Source organism: Chromobacterium sphagni, from assembly GCF_001855555.1.
GTDB classification, from domain to species: domain Bacteria; phylum Pseudomonadota; class Gammaproteobacteria; order Burkholderiales; family Chromobacteriaceae; genus Chromobacterium; species Chromobacterium sphagni.
On sequence record NZ_MKCT01000040.1, the window covers coordinates 1 to 22,469 of the forward strand.

24 protein-coding genes and 1 pseudogene are annotated in these 22,469 nt (G+C 63.4%); 21 read left to right on the forward strand and 4 right to left on the reverse strand.

Annotated elements, in window-relative coordinates; translation table 11 throughout:
• The 4 genes from BI344_RS15455 to BI344_RS15470 form a co-directional block, all read left to right on the forward strand.
• Positions 1-270 (forward strand): 2Fe-2S iron-sulfur cluster-binding protein (locus BI344_RS15455; RefSeq protein ID WP_139167042.1); only part of this gene is annotated, 270 nt, incomplete at its 5' end.
• 170 nt (positions 271-440) lie between these two features.
• On the forward strand, positions 441-2,093 hold the full coding sequence (locus tag BI344_RS15460) for a LytS/YhcK type 5TM receptor domain-containing protein (protein WP_241499374.1): 1,653 nt from the start codon (positions 441-443) through the stop codon (positions 2,091-2,093).
• Complete coding sequence (locus tag BI344_RS15465) at positions 2,087-2,821, forward strand: LytR/AlgR family response regulator transcription factor (protein WP_071113772.1); 735 nt, start codon at positions 2,087-2,089, stop codon at positions 2,819-2,821. Before BI344_RS15460 ends, BI344_RS15465 begins: the two co-directional genes overlap by 7 nt.
• A gap of 105 nt (positions 2,822-2,926) precedes the next feature.
• Complete coding sequence (locus BI344_RS15470) at positions 2,927-4,150, forward strand: L-lactate MFS transporter (protein WP_071113773.1); 1,224 nt, start codon at positions 2,927-2,929, stop codon at positions 4,148-4,150.
• A gap of 391 nt (positions 4,151-4,541) precedes the next feature.
• Here BI344_RS15470 and BI344_RS15475 read toward each other — a convergent pair whose 3' ends face one another.
• Positions 4,542-4,985 carry a YaiI/YqxD family protein gene (locus BI344_RS15475; protein WP_071113774.1) on the reverse strand — a complete coding sequence of 148 codons (444 nt, stop codon included), beginning with the start codon at positions 4,983-4,985 and terminating at the stop codon, positions 4,542-4,544.
• 122 nt (positions 4,986-5,107) lie between these two features.
• On the opposite strand from BI344_RS15475, the gene BI344_RS15480 reads away from it, so the two are divergent.
• From BI344_RS15480 to BI344_RS15525, 10 genes are all read left to right on the forward strand, one after another.
• Entirely contained in the window at positions 5,108-5,578 is a 471-nt protein-coding gene (locus BI344_RS15480; RefSeq protein WP_071113775.1) for an NUDIX hydrolase, read from the forward strand.
• A gap of 110 nt (positions 5,579-5,688) precedes the next feature.
• The gene (locus tag BI344_RS15485) at positions 5,689-6,858 is read left to right on the forward strand and encodes an isovaleryl-CoA dehydrogenase (RefSeq protein WP_071113776.1); all 1,170 of its coding nucleotides are present in this window, start codon (positions 5,689-5,691) and stop codon (positions 6,856-6,858) included.
• 119 nt (positions 6,859-6,977) lie between these two features.
• Positions 6,978-7,322: a nuclear transport factor 2 family protein gene (locus BI344_RS15490; RefSeq protein WP_071113777.1), complete on the forward strand. Its 345-nt coding sequence runs from the start codon at positions 6,978-6,980 to the stop codon at positions 7,320-7,322.
• 11 nt (positions 7,323-7,333) lie between these two features.
• On the forward strand, positions 7,334-8,932 hold the full coding sequence (locus tag BI344_RS15495; protein WP_071113778.1) for a carboxyl transferase domain-containing protein: 1,599 nt from the start codon (positions 7,334-7,336) through the stop codon (positions 8,930-8,932).
• 9 nt (positions 8,933-8,941) lie between these two features.
• Positions 8,942-9,733, forward strand: coding sequence for an enoyl-CoA hydratase/isomerase family protein (locus BI344_RS15500; RefSeq protein WP_071113779.1), 792 nt, complete (start codon positions 8,942-8,944; stop codon positions 9,731-9,733).
• Positions 9,734-9,864: 131 nt separating this feature from the next.
• Positions 9,865-11,832, forward strand: a complete 1,968-nt coding sequence (locus tag BI344_RS15505) for an acetyl/propionyl/methylcrotonyl-CoA carboxylase subunit alpha (RefSeq protein WP_083370243.1) — start codon at positions 9,865-9,867, stop codon at positions 11,830-11,832.
• 33 nt (positions 11,833-11,865) lie between these two features.
• The gene (locus BI344_RS15510) at positions 11,866-12,354 is read left to right on the forward strand and encodes a tetratricopeptide repeat protein (protein ID WP_071113781.1); all 489 of its coding nucleotides are present in this window, start codon (positions 11,866-11,868) and stop codon (positions 12,352-12,354) included.
• A gap of 50 nt (positions 12,355-12,404) precedes the next feature.
• Positions 12,405-13,307, forward strand: coding sequence for a hydroxymethylglutaryl-CoA lyase (locus BI344_RS15515; RefSeq protein WP_071113782.1), 903 nt, complete (start codon positions 12,405-12,407; stop codon positions 13,305-13,307).
• Positions 13,308-13,369: 62 nt separating this feature from the next.
• On the forward strand, positions 13,370-15,331 hold the full coding sequence (locus BI344_RS15520) for an acetoacetate--CoA ligase (RefSeq protein WP_071113783.1): 1,962 nt from the start codon (positions 13,370-13,372) through the stop codon (positions 15,329-15,331).
• 197 nt (positions 15,332-15,528) lie between these two features.
• Positions 15,529-16,452, forward strand: coding sequence for an HDOD domain-containing protein (locus tag BI344_RS15525; RefSeq protein WP_139167043.1), 924 nt, complete (start codon positions 15,529-15,531; stop codon positions 16,450-16,452).
• A gap of 208 nt (positions 16,453-16,660) precedes the next feature.
• Here the strand turns inward: BI344_RS15525 and BI344_RS24055 are convergent, their stop codons facing one another.
• The gene (locus tag BI344_RS24055) at positions 16,661-16,909 is read right to left on the reverse strand and encodes a hypothetical protein (protein ID WP_139167044.1); all 249 of its coding nucleotides are present in this window, start codon (positions 16,907-16,909) and stop codon (positions 16,661-16,663) included.
• Here BI344_RS24055 and BI344_RS23135 point away from each other — a divergent pair, their 5' ends adjacent.
• The 7 genes from BI344_RS23135 to arsB all read left to right on the forward strand — a co-directional run bounded on the left by BI344_RS23135 (position 16,910) and on the right by arsB (position 20,814).
• Positions 16,910-17,227, forward strand: a complete 318-nt coding sequence (locus BI344_RS23135; protein WP_158021075.1) for a TnsA endonuclease N-terminal domain-containing protein — start codon at positions 16,910-16,912, stop codon at positions 17,225-17,227.
• Positions 17,224-18,174: a DUF2971 domain-containing protein gene (locus BI344_RS15530; protein ID WP_206600408.1), complete on the forward strand. Its 951-nt coding sequence runs from the start codon at positions 17,224-17,226 to the stop codon at positions 18,172-18,174. The genes BI344_RS23135 and BI344_RS15530 overlap by 4 nt, the downstream gene beginning before the upstream one ends.
• Before the next feature lie 162 nt (positions 18,175-18,336).
• Positions 18,337-18,672 carry an ArsR/SmtB family transcription factor gene (locus BI344_RS15535; protein ID WP_071113785.1) on the forward strand — a complete coding sequence of 112 codons (336 nt, stop codon included), beginning with the start codon at positions 18,337-18,339 and terminating at the stop codon, positions 18,670-18,672.
• The gene (locus BI344_RS25415) at positions 18,663-18,914 is read left to right on the forward strand and encodes a VOC family protein (RefSeq protein ID WP_241499375.1); all 252 of its coding nucleotides are present in this window, start codon (positions 18,663-18,665) and stop codon (positions 18,912-18,914) included. The genes BI344_RS15535 and BI344_RS25415 overlap by 10 nt, the downstream gene beginning before the upstream one ends.
• Positions 18,915-18,926: 12 nt before the next feature.
• Positions 18,927-19,172, forward strand: coding sequence for a VOC family protein (locus tag BI344_RS25420; RefSeq protein WP_241499376.1), 246 nt, complete (start codon positions 18,927-18,929; stop codon positions 19,170-19,172).
• A gap of 25 nt (positions 19,173-19,197) precedes the next feature.
• Complete coding sequence (locus BI344_RS15545) at positions 19,198-19,692, forward strand: arsenate reductase ArsC (RefSeq protein ID WP_071113786.1); 495 nt, start codon at positions 19,198-19,200, stop codon at positions 19,690-19,692.
• A gap of 51 nt (positions 19,693-19,743) precedes the next feature.
• Positions 19,744-20,814, forward strand: coding sequence for an ACR3 family arsenite efflux transporter (gene arsB / locus BI344_RS15550; RefSeq protein WP_071113787.1), 1,071 nt, complete (start codon positions 19,744-19,746; stop codon positions 20,812-20,814).
• 104 nt (positions 20,815-20,918) lie between these two features.
• Here the strand turns inward: arsB and BI344_RS25865 are convergent, their stop codons facing one another.
• Both BI344_RS25865 and BI344_RS26320 read right to left on the reverse strand, forming a co-directional pair.
• Positions 20,919-22,250, reverse strand: a complete 1,332-nt coding sequence (locus tag BI344_RS25865; protein ID WP_071113789.1) for an ATP-binding protein — start codon at positions 22,248-22,250, stop codon at positions 20,919-20,921.
• A pseudogene (locus BI344_RS26320) lies at positions 22,226-22,469 on the reverse strand (helix-turn-helix domain-containing protein); the annotation flags it as partial. The pseudogene BI344_RS26320 and the gene BI344_RS25865, both read right to left, overlap by 25 nt.

Below are 22,469 nucleotides of genomic sequence, written 5' to 3' on the forward strand. Positions count from 1 at the left end.
GAGCACGCAGTGAGGGTGCGCTTTGCCGACGCGGAACGCGAAGCCGAGTGGCAACCCGGCGGCGGCAGCCTGCTGGAGTTGGCCGAATCCTGCGGCCTGTCGCCGGACTTCAGCTGCCGCGGCGGCAGCTGCGGCAGCTGCCGCACCCGCTTGCTGGCGGGCGCCACAACCTATCTGCAAACCCCCGCCTACGCGCCGGCCGACGGCGAGATCCTGCTGTGCTGCGCCTATCCGGCGCAAGGCGGCGGCGAACTGGAGCTGAAACTGTAGCAAGCATCATGCCAATGTCTTTTCTCTTCCCTAACAGCAAGCAAGTCTTCCCCATGCATTAAAATACCGGGCAACACCCTGAGCCGCCGACGGTTCGCAAACCCCGTTTTCCGCTGCGGCGCGCTCGAGCCCGCCGCAGCCTAAGCCCGCCCATGATAGAAAACCAATCCATGCTGCTGCTGGCAGTGTTCGAGCGCGCCGCGCTGCTGCTGATGGCGCTGTTCTTCCTCAGCCGCTTCCGGCCGTTCCAGCACCTGCTGCGCAAGCAGGACCACAGCCCGGCCGAACTGGCCGGCGTGTCGCTGCTGTTCTGCCTGTTCGCCGTGTTCAGCACCTACACCGGCATTCCGGTGGATGGTTCGCTGGTCAATGTGCGCATCATCGCCGTGCTGTCCGGCGGCATCCTGTTCGGCCCCTGGGTGGGAATACCGGCCGGCATCGTCTCCGGCGTCCACCGCTACCTGATAGACATCCACGGCTATACCTCGGTCCCCTGCCTGATCTCCAGCGTCGCCGCCGGCCTGATCGGCACCTTCATCCACTACCGCGCCGGCAAGGCCCGGCTGTGGCTGTACGGCGTGGTGGCCGGCATGTTCTGCGAAGGGCTGACCATGGCGCTGATCCTGCTGCTGACCGATCCCGGCGTCGGCGCCGCCATCGTCGGCCACATCGCCTACCCGATGATACTGGGCACCGTGTGCGTGGGGCTGATCGTGCGGCTGGTGCAGGACCTGGACGACGAGAAGGAACTCTTGGCGGCGCGCCAGGCCAAGCTGGCGCTGACCATCGCCAACCAGACCCTGCCCTATTTCCAGAACCTGGACCGCGACGCGCTGATTGAAGTCTGCACCGTGATCCGCCAGCACATCGGCGCAGACGCGGTGGCCATCACCGACACCGCCGACGTGCTGGCCTATGTCGGCCTGGGCAAGGACTACTACCGCCAGCACGGCCACTCCGCCATAGGCGAGATCACCCGCCAGGCGGTGGAGCGCGACCAGATCATCATCGAAAACAATCTGCAGCAGTACCACCTGGCGGACTTCCACTCTGTGATCATCATCCCGCTGCGCGAAAACGGCCGCGTCACCGGCACGCTGAAAATCTTCTACCGCAAGAGCCACGGCATCACCAGCTCCTTGCGCGAAGTGGCGGTGGGGCTGTCGCAGCTGATCTCCACCCAGATGGAGGTGTCGCGCATCAAGCAGCTGCAGGAAATGACGCGCAAGGCCGAGTTCACCGCGCTGCAAAGCAAGATCAACCCGCACTTCCTGTTCAACGCGCTGAACGCCATCTCGTCGCTGATCCGCATCCAGCCGTCGGAAGCGCGCCAGCTGATCGCCAAACTGGCCGACTACCTGCGCTACAACCTGGCGCTGGACGACGGCCTGATCGACATCCAGGACGAGCTGCGACAGGTGCGCGACTACATCGCCATCGAGCAGGCGCGCTTCGGCGACAAGCTCAAGGTGGTGTTCGACGTCGACGACGTGCATGTGCGGGTGCCCAGCCTGTTGCTGCAACCCTTGGTGGAAAACGCCATCCTGCACGGCATCCAGCCGCGCAAGGGGCCGGGCGAGGTGTGCATCGCGGTGAAGCGCGACGGCGCGCGCATCCATGTCTGCGTGCGCGACAGCGGCTACGGCATCAGCCAGGAAGTGATAGACGGCATCGCCGAAGGCAAGGTGGAAAGCCGCAGCATAGGCCTGATGAATGTCAACGAGCGGGTGAAGCTGCTGTACGGCGAGGGCCTGCGGCTGACGCGGCTGGAGCCGGGCACCGCGGTATGCTTCGACCTGCCGGCGGAGGAAGCGGCATGCTGAAGGCGCTGATAGTGGAAGACGAATACCTGGCGCGCCAGGAACTGGCCTACCTGATACGCGAATACAGCGGCATCGAGATCCTGGCCAGCGTGGAGGACGGGCTGGAGGCCTTCAAGTTCCTGCAGGAAAACGAGGTGGACGTGGTGTTCCTGGACATCAACATCCCGTCGATAGACGGCCTGCTGCTGGCCAAGAACCTGCACAAGTCGTCGCGGCCGCCGCGCATCGTGTTCGTCACCGCCTACAAGGAATTCGCGGTGGAAGCCTTCGAGGTGGAAGCCTTCGACTACATCCTCAAACCCTACAACGAGCAGCGCATCGCCCATGTGCTGCACAAGCTGGAGGCGCTGGAAGCCGCGCCGCCGCCTCCTGCCGCCGCGCCGGAAACCCAGGCCGCCAGCCGCACCGTCAACCTGGCCAAGGGCGACAGCATCATCGTCGCCCCCTGCGACGACATCTACTACGTGGAAGCCGACGAGAAAGTCACGCTGGTCTACACCGAGCGCGACCGCTACGTGATGGCGATGAGCATCAGCGAGTTCGTCGGCCGGCTGCCGGCCGACAGCTTCTTCCGCTGCCACCGCTCCTTCTGCGTCAACATCCACAAGATCCGCGAGATCGCGCCCTGGCTCAACAGCACCTACATCATCAAGCTGTACGACCTGAAGGCGGAAATCCCGGTCAGCCGCAGCAACATCAAGGCGTTCCGGCAGCTGATGCACCTCTGATTGCAGTTCATTCCGCGCCGCCTGCATTTCATGCCTGGCTTGCGCCACATTCATTAGCGCACGCTTATAGTCACGTTAATAGTAATGACTTTAGCGAGCCGCATCATGAACCCCGCACTCAACCGCATCCGCTATCAAACCCTGATCGGAACCATCCTCACCCAGTTCGCGCTGGGTTCCGTCTACACCTGGAGCCTGTTCAACGCCCAGCTGTCGCACAAGCTCTCCGAGCCGGTCAGCCAGGTGGCCTTCGCTTTCGGCTTGCTCAGCCTCGCGCTGGCGGTGGCGTCGTCGATGGCCGGCAAATTGCAGGAACGCTTCGGCGTGCGCAAGGTGGCCATTGCCTCCGGCCTGCTGCTGGGCCTGGGCTTTTACCTGACCTCCCACGCCGGCAACCTGATCATGCTCTACCTGTGCGCCGGCCTGCTGGTGGGCTTCGCCGATGGTGCCGGTTACCTGATGTCGCTGTCCAACTGCGTGAAATGGTTCCCGGAACGCAAGGGCCTGGTCTCCGCCTGCGCCATCGGCGCTTACGGCCTGGGCAGCCTGGGCTTCAAGTTCATCAACCTGGCGCTGCTGTCGCATTTCAGCCTGGAAGCCACCTTCCAGCTGTGGGGCCTGATCGCGATGGCCATGGTGGTGGCAGGCGCCTTGCTGATGACTGACGCGCCCCAACAGCCGGCCGCCGCGCAAACCGGCGGCAGCCACGACTTCACGCTGGCCGAGGCGATGCGCCAGCCGCAGTACTGGATGCTGGCGCTGATGTTCCTGACCGTGTGCATGAGCGGCCTGTACGTGATCGGCGTGGCCAAGGACATCGGCGAGAGCTTCGTCCACCTGTCGGCGGCCACCGCCGCCAACGCGGTGGCCGTGATCGCGGTGGCCAACCTGTCCGGCCGCCTGGCGCTGGGCGTGCTGTCCGACAAGATGCCGCGCATCCGCGTCATCACCCTCGCCCAGATCGCCGCGCTGGCCGGCATGCTGACCCTGCTGTTCGCCCCGCTGAGCGCAGGCCTGTTCTTCGCCGCCATCGCCTGCGTCGCCTTCAGCTTCGGCGGCACCATCACCGTCTACCCGTCGCTGGTCAGCGATTTCTTCGGCCTGAACAACCTGACCAAGAACTATGGCGTGATCTACCTGGGCTTCGGCATCGGCAGCATCGTCGGCTCCATCGTCGCCTCGCTGTTCGGCGGCTTCCTGGCCACCTTCCACCTGATCCTGGCGCTGTTGATCGTCGCCCTGCTGTTCTCGTTGACCATCCGCCAGCCGGGCGCGGCCCAAGCCAAGAAAGAAGAATTCGACGCCGAGCCGCATCTGGGCAAAGCCTGAGATTCTCCCCTCCCAGACAAGACAAAGCCCCCGGATTCGGGGGCTTTTCTCATGCGATATCGTAGTTACAGGTTATTGGCTTTCCAATTAGACACATGATCACCCGCGCGGCCATACCCCCTTCAGCACGCGCCGGTAAAAAAGTACCTAGCCAGGTTTTAAGACGCCGATTTGTTCGACGCCGCGCGACGGTAGCGCGCGGCTAGTTTCGGCGGCTCCTGGCTAGGCGCTTTTTTGGCGGGGTTTCGCGGACGGCAGGGGCGGCCTGGGGGTGTCGGGGGGCTGGCCGCGCAGCCCCCCGACCCGCCCGCCGGGCGGAATCAGCGTTCCATATCACCCACGCAACGGGCACGGGATGGAGAGAAACACCCGGCAAAACCGAGCTTGCGCCCTACTTCTTCGCCAGCCAAATATCCAGCTGGCGGGCGAAGGCCTGGCGGTCGGCCTGGCTCAGCGCCGGCGGGCCTTCGGTCTGCACGCCGCTGGCGCGCAGATTGTCCATGAAATCGCGCATGGTCAGCTGCGCGGCTATGGTTTCCTTGGAAAAAGCGTCGCCGCGCCAGTTCAGGGCCTGCGCACCCTTGGCCAGCACCTCGGCCGCCAGCGGGATGTCGCCGGTGATCAACAGATCGTCCGGCTGGATGCGGCGGGCAATCTCGTTGTCGGCCACGTCGAAGCCCTTGGGCACTTGCAGCGCGCGGATATTGGGCGCCTTGGGCACCGTCAGCAGCTGGTTGGCGACAAACACCAGTTCCCTCCCCGTGCGCTGCGCCGCGCGGCACAGCACTTCCCTTATCACCTTGGGACAGGCGTCGGCGTCTACCCAGATCGTCATGGCGGTTTCTTCTCATAAAAAAACAAGTCAGGTCGCCATGATACCCGGCGCGGCGGCGCCTTGCCCGCCTGCGGCAAGCGCGCTATGCTGCGCGGCCCCGCAAAATGACATGGGAATTTAAAATGATCTGCTTCAACGTCGCCGGCACCCGCTTCAACCTGCGCGCCGCCGCCATCATCGAACACCAGGGCAAGGTGCTGCTGCATCGCGCGGCCAGCGACGACTTCTGGACGCTGCCCGGCGGCCGGGTCGAGCCGGGCGAAGACGCCGCCGCCACCGTGGCGCGGGAAATGCGAGAAGAACTGGATGAATCCGTGGATTGCGGCCATCTCGTCATGTTGATTGAAAACTTCTTTGCCGTGGCGGGGCAAGCCAACCATGAGCTCGGCCTGTATTTCCAGGCTAGGCTGGCGGAAGACTCCACCTTGCCGCGACGCGCTTCCCCTTTTCTCGTCACCGACAACGGCGTGCCGTTCGAATTCAACTGGTTCAGCCGCGGGCAGCTGGCGGCGCTGCATGTGCTGCCCCTGCCGGTGAAAGAGCTGCTGCTGGACGACGACCGCCGCCTGCGCCACGTCGTCGATCGCGGATAAAGGCCAGTTTGCCGCCATCCGGCCATATTGACGCTTACGTAAACGTAAGCGATGATGTGGCATGCAGCGGCGCACGCGGCGCCACACGATCAGAACAAGGGAGAAACATCATGTACAGCAGCCTGCGCTTTGCCTTCGGCGAAACCTACGACATGTTGCGCGAAACCGTGCGCGCCTTCGCCCAGAGCGAAATCGCCCCGCGCGCCGCCGCCATCGACCAGGACAATCTGTTCCCGGCCGACCTGTGGCGCAAGTTCGGCGAACTGGGCCTGTTGGGCATCACCGTCAGCGAAGAGTTCGGCGGCGCCGACATGGGCTACCTCGCCCACATGATCGCGATGGAAGAGATCAGCCGCGCCAGCGCCTCGGTGGGCCTGTCCTACGGCGCGCATTCCAACCTCTGCGTCAACCAGATCTACAAGAACGGCAACCCGGCCCAGCGCAGCCGTTATCTGCCCAAGCTGATTTCCGGCGAGCACGTCGGCGCGCTGGCGATGTCCGAGCCCAATGCCGGTTCCGACGTGGTCAGCATGAAGCTGAAGGCCGACAAGGCCGACGGCGGCTACCTGCTCAACGGCAGCAAGATGTGGATCACCAACGGCGGCGACGCCGACACCCTGGTGGTCTACGCCAAGACCGACGCCGAAGCGGGCGCGCGCGGCATCACCGCCTTCATCGTCGAAAAGGGCTTCGCCGGCTTCAGCCACGGCAGCAAGCTGGACAAGCTGGGCATGCGCGGCTCCAACACCTACCCCATCTTCTTCGACAATTGTTTCGTGCCGGAAGAAAACGTGCTGGGCGGCGTCGGCAACGGCGTCAAGGTGCTGATGAGCGGCCTGGATTACGAACGCGCGGTGCTGGCGGCCGGCCCCTTGGGCATCATGCAGGCCAGCCTGGACATCGTGGTGCCGTATCTGAGCGACCGCAGCCAGTTCGGCCAGGCCATCGGCGACTTCCAGCTGATGCAGGGCAAGTTGGCCGACATGTACGTCAAGCTGTCGGCCAGCCGCGCCTACGTCTACGCGGTGGGCCAGGCGCTGGACCGCGGCGAAACCGGCCGCCAGACCCGCAAGGACGCCGCCGGCGCCATCCTTTACGCGGCGGAAAGCGCCACCCAGCTGGCGCTGGACGCCATCCAGTGCCTGGGCGGCAACGGCTACATCAACGAATACGCCACCGGCCGCCTGCTGCGCGACGCCAAGCTGTACGAGATCGGCGCCGGCACCAGCGAGATCCGGCGCTGGCTGATAGGCCGCGAACTAATGGCCGAAACCCGATAAGCATGGTAGCTAAATCGTCCGATGCCGCGTTGCGCCGCCTGGCCGTACTTGATGGGCGGCGCGCCTTGCCCCGGACGATTTTCCAACCACGCCCCATCCACACCGAGGACAACAAGAACATGACCGCCCCCGAACGCATCGCCCAAGCCCAACTGGACGCCTACAACGCCCGCGATCTGGCAGCCTTCCTCGCCTGCTACACCGAGGACGTCAAAGTGTACCGTCTCCCCTCGATGCAGCTGATGCTGGAAGGCCGGGCTGCGATGGCGGAGCGCTACGGCAATCATCGTTTCAACCTGCCCCTGCTGCACGCCGATGTGCTGCACCGCATCGTCCACGGCAACCGGGTCATCGACCACGAATGGGTGAGACTCGATGAGAACCAGACCCAACACGCGGTAGCGATTTACGACGTCAACGCGGACGGCCTGATATCCGCCGTGTGGTTTGTCGACAGCGAATAACAAGGACCGCCATGCCCACCATCGAATCGAAGCTCTCGCCCCGCGCCGCCGACTTCCTCGCCAACGCCGACAAGATGCGCGCGCTGGTGGGCGATCTGGAACAGAAAGTCGCCCAGGCCGCGCTGGGCGGCGGCGACAAGGCGCGCGCCAAGCACACCGCGCGCGGCAAGCTGCTGCCGCGCGAGCGCATCGACCTGCTGCTGGACGCAGGCAGCCCCTTCCTGGAACTGTCACAACTGGCAGCCTTCGGCATGTACGGCGACGACGCGCCCGGCGCCGGCATGATCGCCGGCATAGGCCGCATCAGCGGCGTCGACTGCCTGATCATCGCCAACGACGCCACCGTCAAGGGCGGCACCTATTACCCGATGACGGTGAAAAAGCACTTGAGGGCGCAGGAGATCGCCCGCGAAAACCGCCTGCCCTGCGTCTACCTGGTGGACTCCGGCGGCGCCTTCCTGCCGCTGCAGGACGAGGTGTTTCCGGACAAGGAGCACTTCGGCCGCATCTTCTACAACCAGGCCAATCTGTCGGCCGCCGGCATCCCGCAGATAGCGGTGGTGATGGGCAGCTGCACCGCCGGCGGCGCCTACGTGCCGGCGATGAGCGACGAAACCATCATCGTCAAGGAACAGGGCACCATCTTCCTCGGCGGCCCGCCATTGGTGAAAGCGGCGACAGGCGAAGTGGTCAGCGCCGAAGAGCTGGGCGGCGGCGACGTCCACACCCGCATCTCCGGCGTGGCCGACCACCTGGCCCAGAATGACGCCCACGCGCTGTCCATCGCCCGCCGCATCGTGGCCGACCTCAACTGGAAGAAACAGGGCGAGCTGGACCGCGCCGAACCGAGACCGCCACGCTACCCCGCTGAGGAAATCTACGGCGTGATCCCGGCCGACGCCAAAAAACCGTTCGACGTGCGCGAGATCATCGCCCGGCTGGTGGACGATTCGGACTTCGACGAATTCAAGCAGAACTACGGGACGACCTTGGTGACGGGCTTTGCCCGCCTGAATGGTTATCGCGTCGGCATCCTCGCCAACAACGGCATTCTGTTCAGCGAATCGGCGCTGAAGGGCGCGCACTTTGTAGAGCTGTGCTGCCAGCGCGGCATTCCGCTGATCTTCCTGCAGAACATCACCGGCTTCATGGTGGGCAAGAAGTACGAAAACGGCGGCATCGCCAAGGACGGCGCCAAACTGGTCACCGCCGTGGCCTGCGCCAGGGTGCCCAAGTTCACCGTGCTGATAGGCGGCAGCTTCGGCGCCGGCAACTACGGCATGTGCGGCCGCGCCTATTCGCCGCGTTTCTTGTGGATGTGGCCCAACAGCCGCATCTCGGTGATGGGCGGCGAGCAGGCCGCCGGCGTGCTGGCCCAGGTGAAAAAGGAACAGCTGGGCGACGCGTTCACGACCGAGCAGGAAGAAGCGCTGAAGACCCCGGTGCGCCAGCAGTACGAAGAGCAGGGCCACCCCTACTACGCCAGCGCGCGGCTATGGGACGACGGCGTGATAGACCCGGCCCAGACCCGCGACGCGCTGGCGCTGGCGCTGGAGGCGTCGCTGTCCGCTCCGCTGGAGCCGACGCGCTTCGGCGTGTTCCGCATGTGAGGCAGAGCCATGAGCCATTCCACGCTTGAAATCGAACACAGCGGCAAGGTTGCCACCATCTGGCTGAACCGCCCGGAGCTGCACAACGCCTTGAACGAGGTGTTGATCGCAGAATTGACCGAAGCGATCCGCCAGCTCAACCGCAACGACGCCGTGCGCGTCATCGTGCTGGCCGGCCGCGGCAAAAGCTTCTGCGCCGGCGCGGATCTGGACTGGATGCGCCGCGCCGCCGGCTACAGCGAACAGGAAAACCTGGCCGACGCGCAAAAGCTGGCCGGCATGCTGAAGGCCATCTACCGCAGCGCCAAGCCGGTGATCGCCCGCATCCATGGCGCCGCGATGGCCGGCGGCACCGGGCTGGCCGCGGTGTGCGACATCGCCATCGCCACCGACGCCGCCAAGTTCGCGCTGACCGAAGTTAGGCTGGGACTGATCCCGGCCACCATCGGACCCTATGTCGCCGACGCCATCGGCCCGCGCCAGGCCCGCCGCTACTTCCTGTCGGCCGAGCGCATCACCGCCGGCACCGCGCTGAAGCTGGGGCTGATCCACGAGCTGGTCAGCGACGAGCTGCTGGACGCGCGCGTGGCCGAAATCGCCGACGAACTTGCCAAAGGCGCGCCCGGGGCGCTGCGCGAGGCCAAGCTGCTGCTCTCCGAACTGCGCGAGGGCTCGCCGTGGGACGACCAGTTGCTGGAACGCACCGCCGGCCGCATCGCCGCCATCCGCGCCGGCGAAGAGGCGCGCGAGGGTTTGGCTGCGTTCTTCGAAAAACGCGCGCCGAACTGGCAACAACAATAGGGATAAAGCCATGTTTAATACAATCCTGATCGCCAACCGCGGCGACCAGCAGCCGCGAGGCGGCGCAGCTGCGAAGCAAAATCGCTTGCCGGCGCGCAAGCGACGGAGCGGTTTCACCGCGGGAGACCACCATGTTCAATAAGATATTGATCGCCAACCGCGGCGAAATCGCCTGCAGAGTCATCAAAACCGCCAAGGCGCTGGGCATCGCCACCGTCGCCGTCTATTCCGACGCCGATGCCGACGCCCGCTTCGTCAAGCTGGCCGACGAGGCCTATCGCCTGGGACCCGCCCCGGCCACCGAATCCTATCTGCGCGCCGACCTGATCCTGGACATCGCCAAACACAGCGGTGCCCAGGCCATCCACCCCGGCTACGGCTTCCTGTCGGAAAACGAAGGCTTCGCCGCCGCCTGCCAGGCCGCAGGCATCGCCTTCATTGGTCCGCCGGCCGCCGCCATCGCCGCGATGGGCAGCAAGTCCGCCGCCAAGGCGCTGATGCAGAAAGCCGGCGTGCCGCTGGTGCCCGGCTACCACGGCGACGACCAGGACCCGGCGTTGCTGCAAAAGCAGGCCGACGCCATCGGCTACCCGGTACTGATCAAGGCCAGCAGCGGCGGCGGCGGCAAAGGCATGCGCATCGTCGAGAAAACGGAAGAGTTCGCGGCGGCGCTGGCCTCCTGCCAGCGCGAGGCGCGCGCCAGCTTCGGCGACGACAAGGTGCTGATCGAGAAATACCTGACCAAGCCCCGCCATGTGGAGATCCAGGTTTTCGCCGACAGCCACGGCGGCTGCGTCTACCTGTTCGAGCGCGATTGCTCGGTGCAGCGCCGCCACCAGAAAGTGCTGGAGGAGGCCCCTGCCCCGCACCTGCCGCAAGCCACTCGCCAGGCGATGGGCGACGCCGCGGTGGCCGCCGCGCGCGCGGTGGGCTATGTCGGCGCCGGCACCGTCGAATTCATCATGGACGTCCAGGAAAATGGAGAGCCCGGCAAGTTCTACTTCATGGAGATGAACACCCGGCTGCAAGTGGAACACCCGGTGACCGAAATGATCACCGGCCAGGACCTGGTGGCCTGGCAACTGCAGGTGGCCGCTGGCGGCAAGCTGCCGCTCGCGCAGGAGCAGCTGGCGATACGTGGCCACGCGATAGAGGCCCGCATCTACGCCGAAGACCCGGACAAGGGCTTTTTGCCCTCCATCGGCACCCTGGTCCACTTGGCCACCCCGCCAGAATCAAGCAGCGTGCGCATCGACACCGGCGTGGAACAAGGCGACGCCATCTCGCCGTTCTACGACCCGATGATAGCCAAGCTGATAGTCTGGGGCGAAAGCCGCGAAGCGGCGCTGCGACAGATGGACGCGGCGCTGGGCCAGTACCAGGTGGTGGGCCCCGCCACCAATATCGCCTTCCTGCGCCGCATCGTCCGCCACCGCAGCTTTGCCGGCGGCCATGTCGATACCGGCCTGATCGCCCGCCACCACGACGAACTGCTGCCGCCGCCCGCCGCCCCCTCCGTCCGGCAGCTTGCGCTGCTGGCGCTGGCCGAGGCGCTGGCGGGCCAGCAGCGCTACCCGGCGGCGGCCGGCTGGCGGCTGAACGGCCAGTTGACCCGCCGCTTCACCTTCCAGCATCCGCAACAAGACTGCGAGGTGGAACTGAGCCATCAGGGCGACGGCTATCAGCTGCGCGTCGCCGGCCACACGCTGGCAGCCAGCGCGACGCTGTCCGGCAATGCGCTGGCGGCGGTGCTGGACGGCGCCAGAATCCAGGCCAGCGTGGTGCGCCACGGCGCTCAGCGCGTGCTGTTCGCCGGCGGCGAACGGCTGGCGGTGGAGTTCATTGATCCCTACGCCTTCACCGAAACCGGCGTCCACGGCGAAACCCATCTCAAGGCGCCGATGCCCGGCCGGGTGGTGGCGCTCTTGGCCGCCATAGGCGAAAAAGTAGCCAAAGGTTCGCCGCTGCTGATTCTGGAGGCGATGAAGATGGAGCACACCATCACCGCGCCAGGCGACGGCGTGGTACAGGATTTCTATTTTGAAGCCGGCGAGCAGGTCAATGATGGTGACGAGCTGGTAGATTTTGCCGCAGAATGACCAAGTCATTCAAACAGCAACAGGAAAACCAAAATGCATATCGCTCTGGAAAAGATTCAGCAACTGCGCCAGCGCGGCGAACATGAAACCGCCCGCAAGCACGCGCTGGAGTTGCTCCAGCACCAGCCGCTGCACGCCGATCTGCATTATCTGACTGCCTGCATCCACGACAACCTCGGCCTGGAGGCGGCGGCGATCCCGCACTATCAGCAGGCGCTGGAACTGGGCCTGAGTGGCGACACCGCCTCCCATGCCTGGCTGGGCCTGGGCAGCAGCCAGCGCGCGCTGGGCCAATTCGCCGAGGCGGAGGCGTCCCTGCGCCTCGGCCTGCAGCACTTCCCGGAAAACCCGGCGCTACAGGCTTTCCTGGCGATGGCGCTGTACAACCGCGGCCAGCACAAGGAGGCGACGCAAAGCCTGCTGGAGCTGCTGGCCAGAACCAGCGGCGACGAAACCATCCAGGCCTACCAGAAGCCAATCCGCTTCTATGCCCAGGACCTGGACAAGACCTGGGCCGGCTAAGCCGCCTGCCGCCGCCGCGAGGCGGCGGCCTCCGCATCCAAGGCTGAAACATGCAACACGTGAAGATCGTAGAAGTCGGCCCGCGCGACGGGCTGCAAAATGAAAAGCAGCAGGTGCCGCTGGCCGCCAAGCTGGAGCTGATCCGGCGACTGGCCGGCGCCGGCTTCGCCGCCATCGAGGCCGGCGCCTTCGTTTCGCCGAAGTGGGTGCCGCAAATGGCGGACAGCGCCGAGTTGCTCAAGGCGCTGGATGCCTCCGATACCATCGACACCATCGCCTACCCGGTGCTGGTGCCCAATGAGCAGGGCCTGGATGCCGCGCTGGCGGCCGGCGCGCGCGAGATCGCGGTGTTCGGCGCCGCCAGCGAAAGCTTCAGCCAGAAGAACATCAACGCCAGCATCGCCGAAAGCCTGCGCCGTTTCGAATCGGTGATGCGGCGTGCTCAGGCGGCAAATATCCGCGTGCGCGGCTACGTTTCTTGCGTGGTGGGCTGCCCCTACGAAGGCCAGGTCGCGCCGGCCAAAGTGGCCGAAGTGGCCGCGGCATTGCTGGACATGGGTTGTTACGAGATATCGCTGGGCGACACCATAGGCGTGGGCACGCCGGCCTCGGTGCACCTGATGCTGGACGCCGTGTTGCGGAAAGCGCCGGCAGACCGCTTGGCCGGGCACTTCCACGACACCTACGGCATGGCCATAGCCAATATCCGCGCCGCGCTGGACAGCGGCATCAGGGTGTTCGACGCCTCGGTCGCAGGCCTGGGCGGCTGCCCCTACGCCCGCGGCGCCTCCGGCAACGTCGCCAGCGAGGATGTAGCCTATCTGTTGCAAGGCGAGGGCTACCACACCGGCATCGATCTCACTAAACTGGTGGCCGCCGCCTGGTATATCGCCGATGCCCTGGGCAAGCCGCCCGCGTCGAAACTGGCGCATGCGCTCGGCCGCCAGGCTTGATACAAACCGGCGCTCCCGCACAAGCAAGATCAACAATCATGGGCCGCGCCACAGGAGAAACCATGCAAGCAAGCAATACCCCGATCTGGACGCCGTCCGCCAGCCGGCTGGCCGGATGCCATATCACCGCCTTCACCCGGCTGGCCCAAACCGCCTGGAACAAGCCGCTGCCCGACTACCAGAGCCTGTGGCAAGCCAGCGTGGACGATCCCGGCCGCTTCTGGTCGCTGGTCTGGGACTATTGCGGCGTGATCGGCGACAAGGGCAGCGTGGCGCTGGAGGGCGGCGAGGACATGCTGAGCGCCCGCTTCTTTCCCGAGGCCCGGCTCAACTACGCGGAAAACCTGCTGCGCCGCAACGACGACAGCCTGGCGGTGGTCTTCCGCGGCGAAGACAAGGTTGAGCGCAAGCTCAGCTGGAGCGAACTGAACCAGTTGGTCTCGCGACTACAGCAGGCGATGCGCGCCGCCGGCATCGCCGCCGGCGACCGCGTGGCCGGCTTCATGCCGAATATGCCGGAAACCCTGGCGGCGATGCTGGCGGCGGCCAGCCTGGGCGCGGTGTGGACCAGCGGCTCGCCCGACTTCGGCACCGATGGCGCGCTGGACCGCTTCGGCCAGACCGAGCCCAAGCTACTGCTCTGCCCGGACGGCTACTGGTACAACGGCAAGCAGGTGGACATCCGCGCCAAGATGGTCCACCTGGCCGAGCATCTGCCCAGCGTGCGGCAGATCGTGGTGGTGCCCTATCTGAGCGACGGCAAGGCCTTCGCCGCCGCGGTGCCCAGGGCTCAGACGCTGGACGCTTTCCTCGCCGGCCTTGAGGCACGCGAGGTGGAGTTCACTCGCCTGCCGTTCAACCATCCGCTCCTCATCCTCTACTCCAGCGGCACCACCGGCAAGCCCAAGTGCATCGTGCACGGCGCCGGCGGCACCCTGCTACAGCATCTGAAGGAACACCAGCTGCACGCCGATGTTCACAACGGCGACCATCTCTTCTACTTCACCACCTGCGGCTGGATGATGTGGAACTGGCTGGTATCGGGCCTGGCCTCCGGCGCCGCGCTGATGCTGTTCGACGGCTCGCCGTTCGCCGACGAGGGCCGCGTGCTGTGGGACTACGCCGCCGAGCACGGCTTCACCCACTTCGGCACCTCAGCCAAGTACATCGACAGCCTGAGGAAAACCGACATCGTGCCGGCGCGCGACTGGCAGCTGCCCAATCTGCGCGCGCTGTTCTCCACCGGCTCACCGCTGGTGGCGGAAAGCTACGACTGGGTGTACGCCAACATCAAGGCCGATCTCAATCTGGCGTCGATTTCCGGCGGCACCGACATCGTGTCCTGCTTCGCCCTCGGCGCGCCTTCGCTGCCGGTGTACCGCGGCGAGCTGCAATGCCGCGGCCTGGGCATGGCGGTAGACATCTACGACGAACAGGGCCGGCCGGTCAGCCAGGAAAAAGGCGAACTGGTCTGCACCCGCCCCTTCCCGTCGATGCCGATAAGCTTCTGGAACGACAAGAGCGGCGAGAAGTACCGCCAGGCCTATTTCGGCCGCTTCGCCGGCATCTGGTGCCATGGCGACTACGCCGAACTCACCGCCCACAACGGCGTGGTCATCTACGGCCGTTCCGACGCGGTGCTCAATCCCGGCGGCGTGCGCATCGGCACCGCCGAGATCTACCGCCAGGTGGAAAGCTTCCCGGAAGTCCTGGAAAGCCTGGCGGTGGGGCAAAGCTGGGAGGACGACGAGCGGGTGGTGCTGTTCGTCAAGCTGCGCGACGGCGTCAAACTGGACGAGGACCTGACTGCTAGGCTCAAGGCCCAGATCAAGAACGGCGCCAGCCCGCGCCATGTGCCGGCGCGCATCGTGGCGGTAGCCGACATTCCAAAGACCGTCAGCGGCAAGATAGTCGAGCTGGCGGTGAAGAACGTCATTCATGGCCGGCCGGTCAACAATGTCAGCGCACTGGCCAATCCCGAGGCGCTGAAGCTGTTCGAGAACTTGAAGGAGCTGGGGGAATAAGCCTTTCAGATCGCCCATGAACAAACGAGGACCCACGTCCTCGTTTTTTTTCGCGTGCTAAATGATATCTCCGCCAAACAAGCGCCAGCTCACTATGCCATGGAACATGGGCTGACGATGGCCGCTCCGACACCATATCCCGAGGTTTACACCCCTGGATGCGGCGAACTGAATTATCATGAAAGAAGGACAAGACATTGTCCGAGTCGCGACAGGCTTGGAAATATGGGCGGTACGAGAAAGCGGAAACGGCGGTCTTCGGAGCGGAAAACATGTTGAGTCGGCACCAGCGAAGCTGGGGTATTGAACAGTGGGCGGCTTACCTGAAAGACGGGGACGTGCCTGTTCTCTCGGCGACTCGGGATTTTTTCCAGTCGCTGAAATCCCAGGGCCAGGATGCGCCGGAATTTGCTCCCAAAGAACTCGCCGAACGGGTTCATGACGATCCGTATCTGGCCCTCAAATTGCTGATAGAGGCCGAACGGCATCGCTCCAGGCGGCTGGGCAAGGAAACCACCACCCAGCTGGCCACCATACTCCAGCTTGGCAGCGATGAATTGTATGCGCTGATCGCAGATAGCCCGGTCGTGGAGGTGGATCACCCAGGCTGGAAGACCGCGGTTTCAACCGCAATCATGGCGTCCGGCATCGCGCGGGCGTGGTCGAATTTCCGCTCGGACACTTCCCCGGAAGAAATTTCCCTGGCCACCCTCCTTTCCGAAACCGGCGAGTTGCTGCTCTGGCATTTCGCGCCGGAATTGCCGATCCAGGCGATCGCGGAGTTCGAAGCCGGACGCGCCAACAGAACCAGCCTCGCCCAGTTGAACACCGCTGGATTCACGTTCCGGCAATTGACTCTGCTGCTGGCCGATGTCTGGCAATTACCGCAAATGATCAGCCAGCTGATCCGGGGGGTAGACAGGCCGCGCACGCATATCGCGCAGATCGCCATCGACTGCGCCCGGCATCTGATGCAGAACCCGGACAATCCGGCCTTGCCTTCCGACATCAGCAACATCGCCCAATACATTCCAGGCATCGCCAAGGAAAAACTGATCTCCATCCTGCCGATTTCCGAGACCCGGCGAGCCCATATTCTTGCCTGCTTGCAAGAAGAATGATCCAAGCGCCACGCTCGCCACCGGATAAGCGGCCCGGCGCCCATTGCCTCTGCGCCGCATAGCTGCTAGCCACCCAACCGCGCAGGGTGGCGGAGAGCATCAGACAAGCTGGGCTTTGACATCTGATCATCGCGCATTGGCACCCCGCCAAATTGGCCGGCCCCATACCTCCTCTCCACATCGCCTGATCATAGTCCACGGCGCTGGCCTAACCGCGAAATTGGCGCGCTTCCAGCTTACGCCAAGCGAAAAGCGGCATGATCGGAAACCGCCGGAACATTGCGCCAGCGCCCCACATGTTTTCGCGGCGATAGCAAGCTATGGTTGCGCCTGCGCCAAAGCCAAAAATGCCATCAGCATAGCGGCGCATGATCCCTTGGGCCCAGCCGTCCCATGAATAGCTGTAATTTCTACAAATAAATGCAAAAATTAATGGCGTTTCCAGCGGAGCATGCAAATGAACCATCTCCAGCGATACACCCCTGTCAGGGACATCGTCTACAACAGCCGCAGCGTGACCGGCATGGTCCCGCTGCTGGGCGAGTACGAGTCCACCTTGGAGCGCGATCTCATGGAGATCCTCCGCTTCGACCCCAATGTCGAATATTTTACCGCACAGCCCGTCACCATCGGGTATTGCGACCAGTTCGGCAAAATGCGCACCTACACGCCGGATGGCCTGATCCCGTTCAAGCCGACAGCGTCTTTGACTCCTCAACCCGTATTGTACGAAGTCAAATACCGCGCCGACTTTCGACAGGAGTCGGACAGGTGACGAAGCCCATCCCTTCAGTCTTGTACAAGTACCGCGATTTCAGCGCCCGGACAGTGGCAATGCTATGCAACGATGAACTCTTCTATGCCGATCCGAGTACCTTCAACGACCCGCTGGACGCTAAGCCCTGCGTCGAAGCGGACTGCGACATTCCGACACTGGAGAAGACGGTCCTTGAATTGGTCCGCCGACGCGTTGAAGCCGAGATGCAAGCCGGTGCCCAAACGCTCAAGTACAAGGGCCCCAAAACGCTCGCCCATATCGACAAACACAGCACAACAGCCGCTCAGCGCCGGCTCCAAAACCTTGCTTACCACGCGACAAACCCCGAATACGCTGATGCGGGGCCCAATGCTCACGCCCGCCTGCTAGCAGACGAAATCGAACAGGAGCTGCTTCTCCAATACGACAAAGGCATCCTCTCCCTAGCCAAGCGCTATGCTTGCCCACTGATGTGGAGCCACTATGGAGATCAGCATCGCGGCCTCTGCATTGGATACCGCGTGCCGCAGGCGGCCCAATCTCAGCTACACCAGGTCAAGTACGGTGGCAGCCGCAATGTCCAAGCTAGTACCGTTGCCGCCATGCTGAGCGGCGACACCGATGCCAGAGCGATCGTTGACTCAACAGTCCTGCTGAGAAAGGCTCAGGCCTGGCGATACGAGAAAGAGTGGAGGATGCTGGGCCCCCACGGGAAACACGACTCCCCGCTTGAGTTGGCGGAGGTCATATTTGGCATGCGGTGCGAAGACACCGTAAAGCACACCATCGCGCGCGCACTAGATCGCCGAGACAAGCCCATCAAGCTATATGAGATTCACAAAGTGCCCGGCACGTTTCAGCTAAAACGGCGGCGATTAAACGTTGACGAACTCGGGGCAAGCTACCCCAAACGGGCCTTGTCCGTTGCCGAGGCATGCGAGCCTGTCACGCCGTCCAGCGAGTAATACATCGGAAGATGTGTTGAGTCTGGCAGCCCCATCGGGCTGCTGAAAATTATGGAAATCCAATAATTATGGCTTTTCCATAATTTCCCATAACCGGGCGCCGCGCATCGGCGATGCCATGCACAGCTTGACATACATCTTAATTTCGATAAAAATGGAAATATGGAAACAAAAAACGCTGTCACCCTCTTGGCCGCCCTAGCGCAGGACACGCGTCTGGCGATCTACCGACTACTGGTCCAGCAAGGCCCCGAAGGCCTGGCGGTCGGCCAGATCGGGGGGCGGCTCGCCGTGGCTAACGCCACGCTGTCCTTCCACCTGAAGGAGCTGTCCCACGCCGGCCTGATCCAGGCCCGGCAGGAAGGGCGCTTTATCTACTATTCGGCCAACTACGAGCAGATGAACGGCCTGCTGGGCTTTCTGACAGAGAACTGCTGTCGCGGCGAGGCCTGCATGCCGGCGAGCAACATATCCCCCTGTGATGGCGCTTGCTCATAACGAATCACTACCGGGAGTTCGATCATGAAACGCTTTCAGTTCACGTCGCGGTAGCCAACCTGGAAGACAGCATTCGCTTCTACTCGGCGCTGTTCCACGGGCAGCCCACGGTTAAGAAAACCGACTATGCCAAATGGGTTCCGGAGGATCCGCACCTCAACTTCGCGATCTCCAGCCGCGGCGGCGCCACTGGCGTCGATCACCTGGGCTTTCAGGTGGATAGCGAGGAAGAGCTGGCGTAGCTGCAGCACCAGTTGCAGGCGGCCGACATCAGCATGGTGACGCAGACGGGTAGCGCCTGCTGCTACGCCGAATCGAACAAGCACTGCGTGACCGACCCTTCCGGCCTCGCCTGGGAGAGCTATCAAACCCTGGCGTCGATCCCGACGTTCAACGGTGGCGAGTCTGCCGCGGGCGAGCCGGCCAGCGCCTGCTGTGCGCCGCAAACTGCTGCGGTTACCCCCAAGAACTCCTGCACGCCCGGTAGCGGCTGCTGCTGAGCGCCACCGAGAAAGAGAGCCAGCCATGAACCAACCCGCGGTCAATGTGCTGTTCCTGTGTACTGGCAATTCCTGTCGTTCCATCCTGGCTGAAGCGGTGTTCAATCACCTGGCGCCGGCGGGCTGGCATGCAATGAGCGCCGGCAGCCAGCCAACCGGGCAGGTACACCCGCGCTCGCTGGCACTGCTGGCGCGAGAAGGGATTGCCACCGACGGCTACCACAGCAAATCCTGGGATCACCTGCCGGCCACGCCGGACATCGTGATCACGGTATGCGCCAGCGCCGCCGGCGAGAGCTGCCCCGCGTATCTGGGCCCGGTGCTACGCAGCCACTGGGGCGTGGAGGATCCTGCCCATGCGACGGGTAGTAACCAGGAGATTGACGCGGCCTTCCTGACGGCCTACCGCATCTTGCGGGCGCGGATTGAGGCATTCCAGGCCCTACCGCTGGACGCGCTGTGCCAAGACCGGCTCCAGCTCAAAGCGGAGTTGGATCGCATCGGTACGCTGCTCCCCTGACGCTGCCCTCACCGCAGCGCACAGGATCGCCCCCATCCCACGGAGAATGGCATGTCCACCCCATCTGAAGTCGCCCATACCTGCGCCTCCGGCGCCTCGCTGAGCCTGTTCGAGCGCTACCTGACCGCCTGGGTCGCCCTCTGCATTGTGGCCGGCATCGGCTTGGGGCAGGCCTTCCCCAGCCTGTTCCACGCGATCGGCGGTTGGGAAGTCGCTCAGGTCAACCTGCCGGTCGGCCTGCTGATCTGGGTGATGATCATCCCGATGCTGCTGAAAATCGATTTCGGCGCGCTGCATCAGGTCAAGGCGCACATTAAGGGCATCGGCGTCACCCTGTTCATCAATTGGCTGGTCAAACCGTTCTCGATGGCCTTTCTGGCTTGGCTGTTCATTCGGGTATGGTTTGCGCCGCTTCTGCCTGCAGAGCAGTTAGACAGCTACATCGCGGGCCTGATCCTGCTGGCGGCCGCGCCGTGCACCGCCATGGTGTTCGTCTGGAGCCGGCTGACCGGTGGGGATCCGTATTTCACATTGTCGCAGGTCGCGCTGAACGACCTGATCATGGTATTCGCCTTCGCACCGCTTGTCGGCCTGCTGCTGGGCATTTCCAGCATCACCGTGCCGTGGGCCACGCTGCTGACTTCGGTGGGGCTGTATATCGTGGTGCCAGTGCTGATCGCGCAGGCCATCCGCAAGACACTGCTGGACAAGGGCCAAGCGGTATTCGATGCCGCCATGCACCGCATCCAGCCGTGGTCAATCGCGGCGCTCCTGCTGACCCTGGTGCTGTTGTTCGCCTTTCAGGGCAAGGCCATCCTGCAGCAGCCACTGGTGATCGCGCTGCTAGCCGTGCCCATCCTAATCCAGGTATTCTTCAACTCGGCGCTGGCTTACTGGCTCAATCGCCGCGTTGGTGAAAAACACTCGGTGGCCTGCCCGTCGGCGCTGATCGGCGCTTCCAACTTCTTCGAGCTGGCTGTCGCGGCCGCGATCAGCTTGTTCGGCTTCCAGTCCGGCGCTGCGCTGGCCACCGTGGTCGGCGTGTTGATTGAGGTGCCGGTGATGCTGCTGATTGTGCGCATCGTCAATGCGACCAAGCCTTGGTACGAGCGCACCGCCTGAGCATCGCTGCGGACGCTGGTGAACGAACTATGACCATCTGCCATGATCAAGAAAACAAAACGATGGACTATTTCCTCGATACCACACCGCTATCTGTAGGTACCCTATGGCAGGATGACCGATACACTGAGACCGCGCTTGGCCAGTGTATCGGTCCAGTCCAGTTGGACGATTGCTCCCAGCTTGACCGCGAGTACTCGGACAATCGACAAGCCCAAGCCTGAGCCCTGCTGATCAGTACCCAGCACTCGGTAAAAGGGATCAAATACTCGGCTGCGATCATCCTCCGGAATCCCAGGCCCTGAATCGGATACGTTCAGACATATGCCATTCGGCAAGTCGCATACTGATAGGTCTACCTTGCCGCCTGCAGGTGTGTAGCGGATGGCATTGTCCACCAGGTTTTTCACTATCATCAGCAGATCCAGCTCGTTGGCCGTCACCCAGATTTCCTGCTCCCCCACCACCCCGATATCGATTGCCTTAGCCTCCGCCAGAGGCAGTAGATCTTCCAGTGTGCGGCGAAACACGGCTTGAACCGAAATCTGTCCGCATGCCTCGTTAGCGACGGGCAACGATTGCGCACGCGCCATCGCCAGCAATTGGTTCAACAATCTGCGGCTCCGTTCTATTCCACAATGCAAGGTAGTCAGGCGTTCGCGCGCTGGCGGTGGTAACTCTATCTCAGCCAAGCGCTCCGCTTGCAGCGCCAGCGCCGCCATGGGTGAGCGCAGTTCGTGCGCAGCGTCGGCGACAAAACGCCGTTGGCTCTCCACTGCTTGTCCAATCCGGTCTAGCAGACGGTTGATCGCGATAGCGAATGGCCGAATCTCCAGCGGCAAGCGCCCAGCTTCAACCGGATGCAATGCCATCTCCTGTCGCAGATCCAGCTCATGAGACAGTGCCGTGATGGGGCGCAACATTCTTCCTACCAAGCGCGACAATAACCACAACATGATCGGTATCAGTAGCAATTGCGGCGTAGCCGTACGTAGCGCAATATCTCGCGCAATTTCATCTCGCAACGCACTCTCTTGGGCGACAGCTACGCGAATTCCACTGCTGAAAGTCTGAATCAAGACCCGGAAAGGCTGACCATTCAAGATCAGGCTATGCAAGCCGTCCGGCAATAACGGCGATAGCGGCAATCTTCCAGTCTGCTGGCCAGTCGGCGTTACAAACTGGATCAGTACCCGGGATTCATCTACTTTTGACGCCGGGTGCATCGCCATTGTTTCTCTGGGCAAAACTCGCTGCTGTTCCAGCAAGGCCGCTACTTGACGCAGTACATCGTCTTGCAGTTCATTCACTTCCTCGAAAGCCGACAGAAAGGATACTACTCCTGCCGCTAATGCCAGCAGCAAGGATATCCCGGCCAAGGAGACCGAAAGACGGAACTGGAGCGACTCCCTCAAGCGCTTTTTGAAACCATCCATCCCATTCCCCTGACATTCTTGATGCACGGCGCTGCCCAGCTTGCGCCGCAGCGAATGAATCAGAAACTCGATGGCATTGCTTTCCACCTCCTCGCCCCAGCCGTAGATGCGCTCTTCCAGCTCATTGCGGGACAAGATAGCGCCGGGTCTGACCAACAAGGCTTGCAGAAGCGGCAAATTCCCGATGGACAACAACACGGTCACGCCGTCAGCTGTCGA

Bases quoted from the DNA above. Each gene is read 5' to 3' on its own strand.
- arsB (WP_071113787.1), top strand. From the start codon at position 19,744: ATGTCCACCCCATCTGAAGTCGCCCATACCTGCGCCTCCGGCGCCTCG.
- BI344_RS15520 (WP_071113783.1), top strand. From the start codon at position 13,370: ATGCAAGCAAGCAATACCCCGATCTGGACGCCGTCCGCCAGCCGGCTG.
- BI344_RS15460 (WP_241499374.1), top strand. From the start codon at position 441: ATGCTGCTGCTGGCAGTGTTCGAGCGCGCCGCGCTGCTGCTGATGGCG.
- BI344_RS15545 (WP_071113786.1), top strand. From the start codon at position 19,198: ATGAACCAACCCGCGGTCAATGTGCTGTTCCTGTGTACTGGCAATTCC.
- BI344_RS15480 (WP_071113775.1), top strand. From the start codon at position 5,108: ATGATCTGCTTCAACGTCGCCGGCACCCGCTTCAACCTGCGCGCCGCC.
- BI344_RS15490 (WP_071113777.1), top strand. From the start codon at position 6,978: ATGACCGCCCCCGAACGCATCGCCCAAGCCCAACTGGACGCCTACAAC.
- BI344_RS15485 (WP_071113776.1), top strand. From the start codon at position 5,689: ATGTACAGCAGCCTGCGCTTTGCCTTCGGCGAAACCTACGACATGTTG.
- BI344_RS15465 (WP_071113772.1), top strand. From the start codon at position 2,087: ATGCTGAAGGCGCTGATAGTGGAAGACGAATACCTGGCGCGCCAGGAA.
- BI344_RS15535 (WP_071113785.1), top strand. From the start codon at position 18,337: ATGGAAACAAAAAACGCTGTCACCCTCTTGGCCGCCCTAGCGCAGGAC.
- BI344_RS15495 (WP_071113778.1), top strand. From the start codon at position 7,334: ATGCCCACCATCGAATCGAAGCTCTCGCCCCGCGCCGCCGACTTCCTC.
- BI344_RS15510 (WP_071113781.1), top strand. From the start codon at position 11,866: ATGCATATCGCTCTGGAAAAGATTCAGCAACTGCGCCAGCGCGGCGAA.
- BI344_RS15500 (WP_071113779.1), top strand. From the start codon at position 8,942: ATGAGCCATTCCACGCTTGAAATCGAACACAGCGGCAAGGTTGCCACC.
- BI344_RS15470 (WP_071113773.1), top strand. From the start codon at position 2,927: ATGAACCCCGCACTCAACCGCATCCGCTATCAAACCCTGATCGGAACC.
- BI344_RS25865 (WP_071113789.1), bottom strand. From the start codon at position 22,250: ATGGATGGTTTCAAAAAGCGCTTGAGGGAGTCGCTCCAGTTCCGTCTT.
- BI344_RS15475 (WP_071113774.1), bottom strand. From the start codon at position 4,985: ATGACGATCTGGGTAGACGCCGACGCCTGTCCCAAGGTGATAAGGGAA.
- BI344_RS15505 (WP_083370243.1), top strand. From the start codon at position 9,865: ATGTTCAATAAGATATTGATCGCCAACCGCGGCGAAATCGCCTGCAGA.
- BI344_RS15515 (WP_071113782.1), top strand. From the start codon at position 12,405: ATGCAACACGTGAAGATCGTAGAAGTCGGCCCGCGCGACGGGCTGCAA.
- BI344_RS23135 (WP_158021075.1), top strand. From the start codon at position 16,910: ATGAACCATCTCCAGCGATACACCCCTGTCAGGGACATCGTCTACAAC.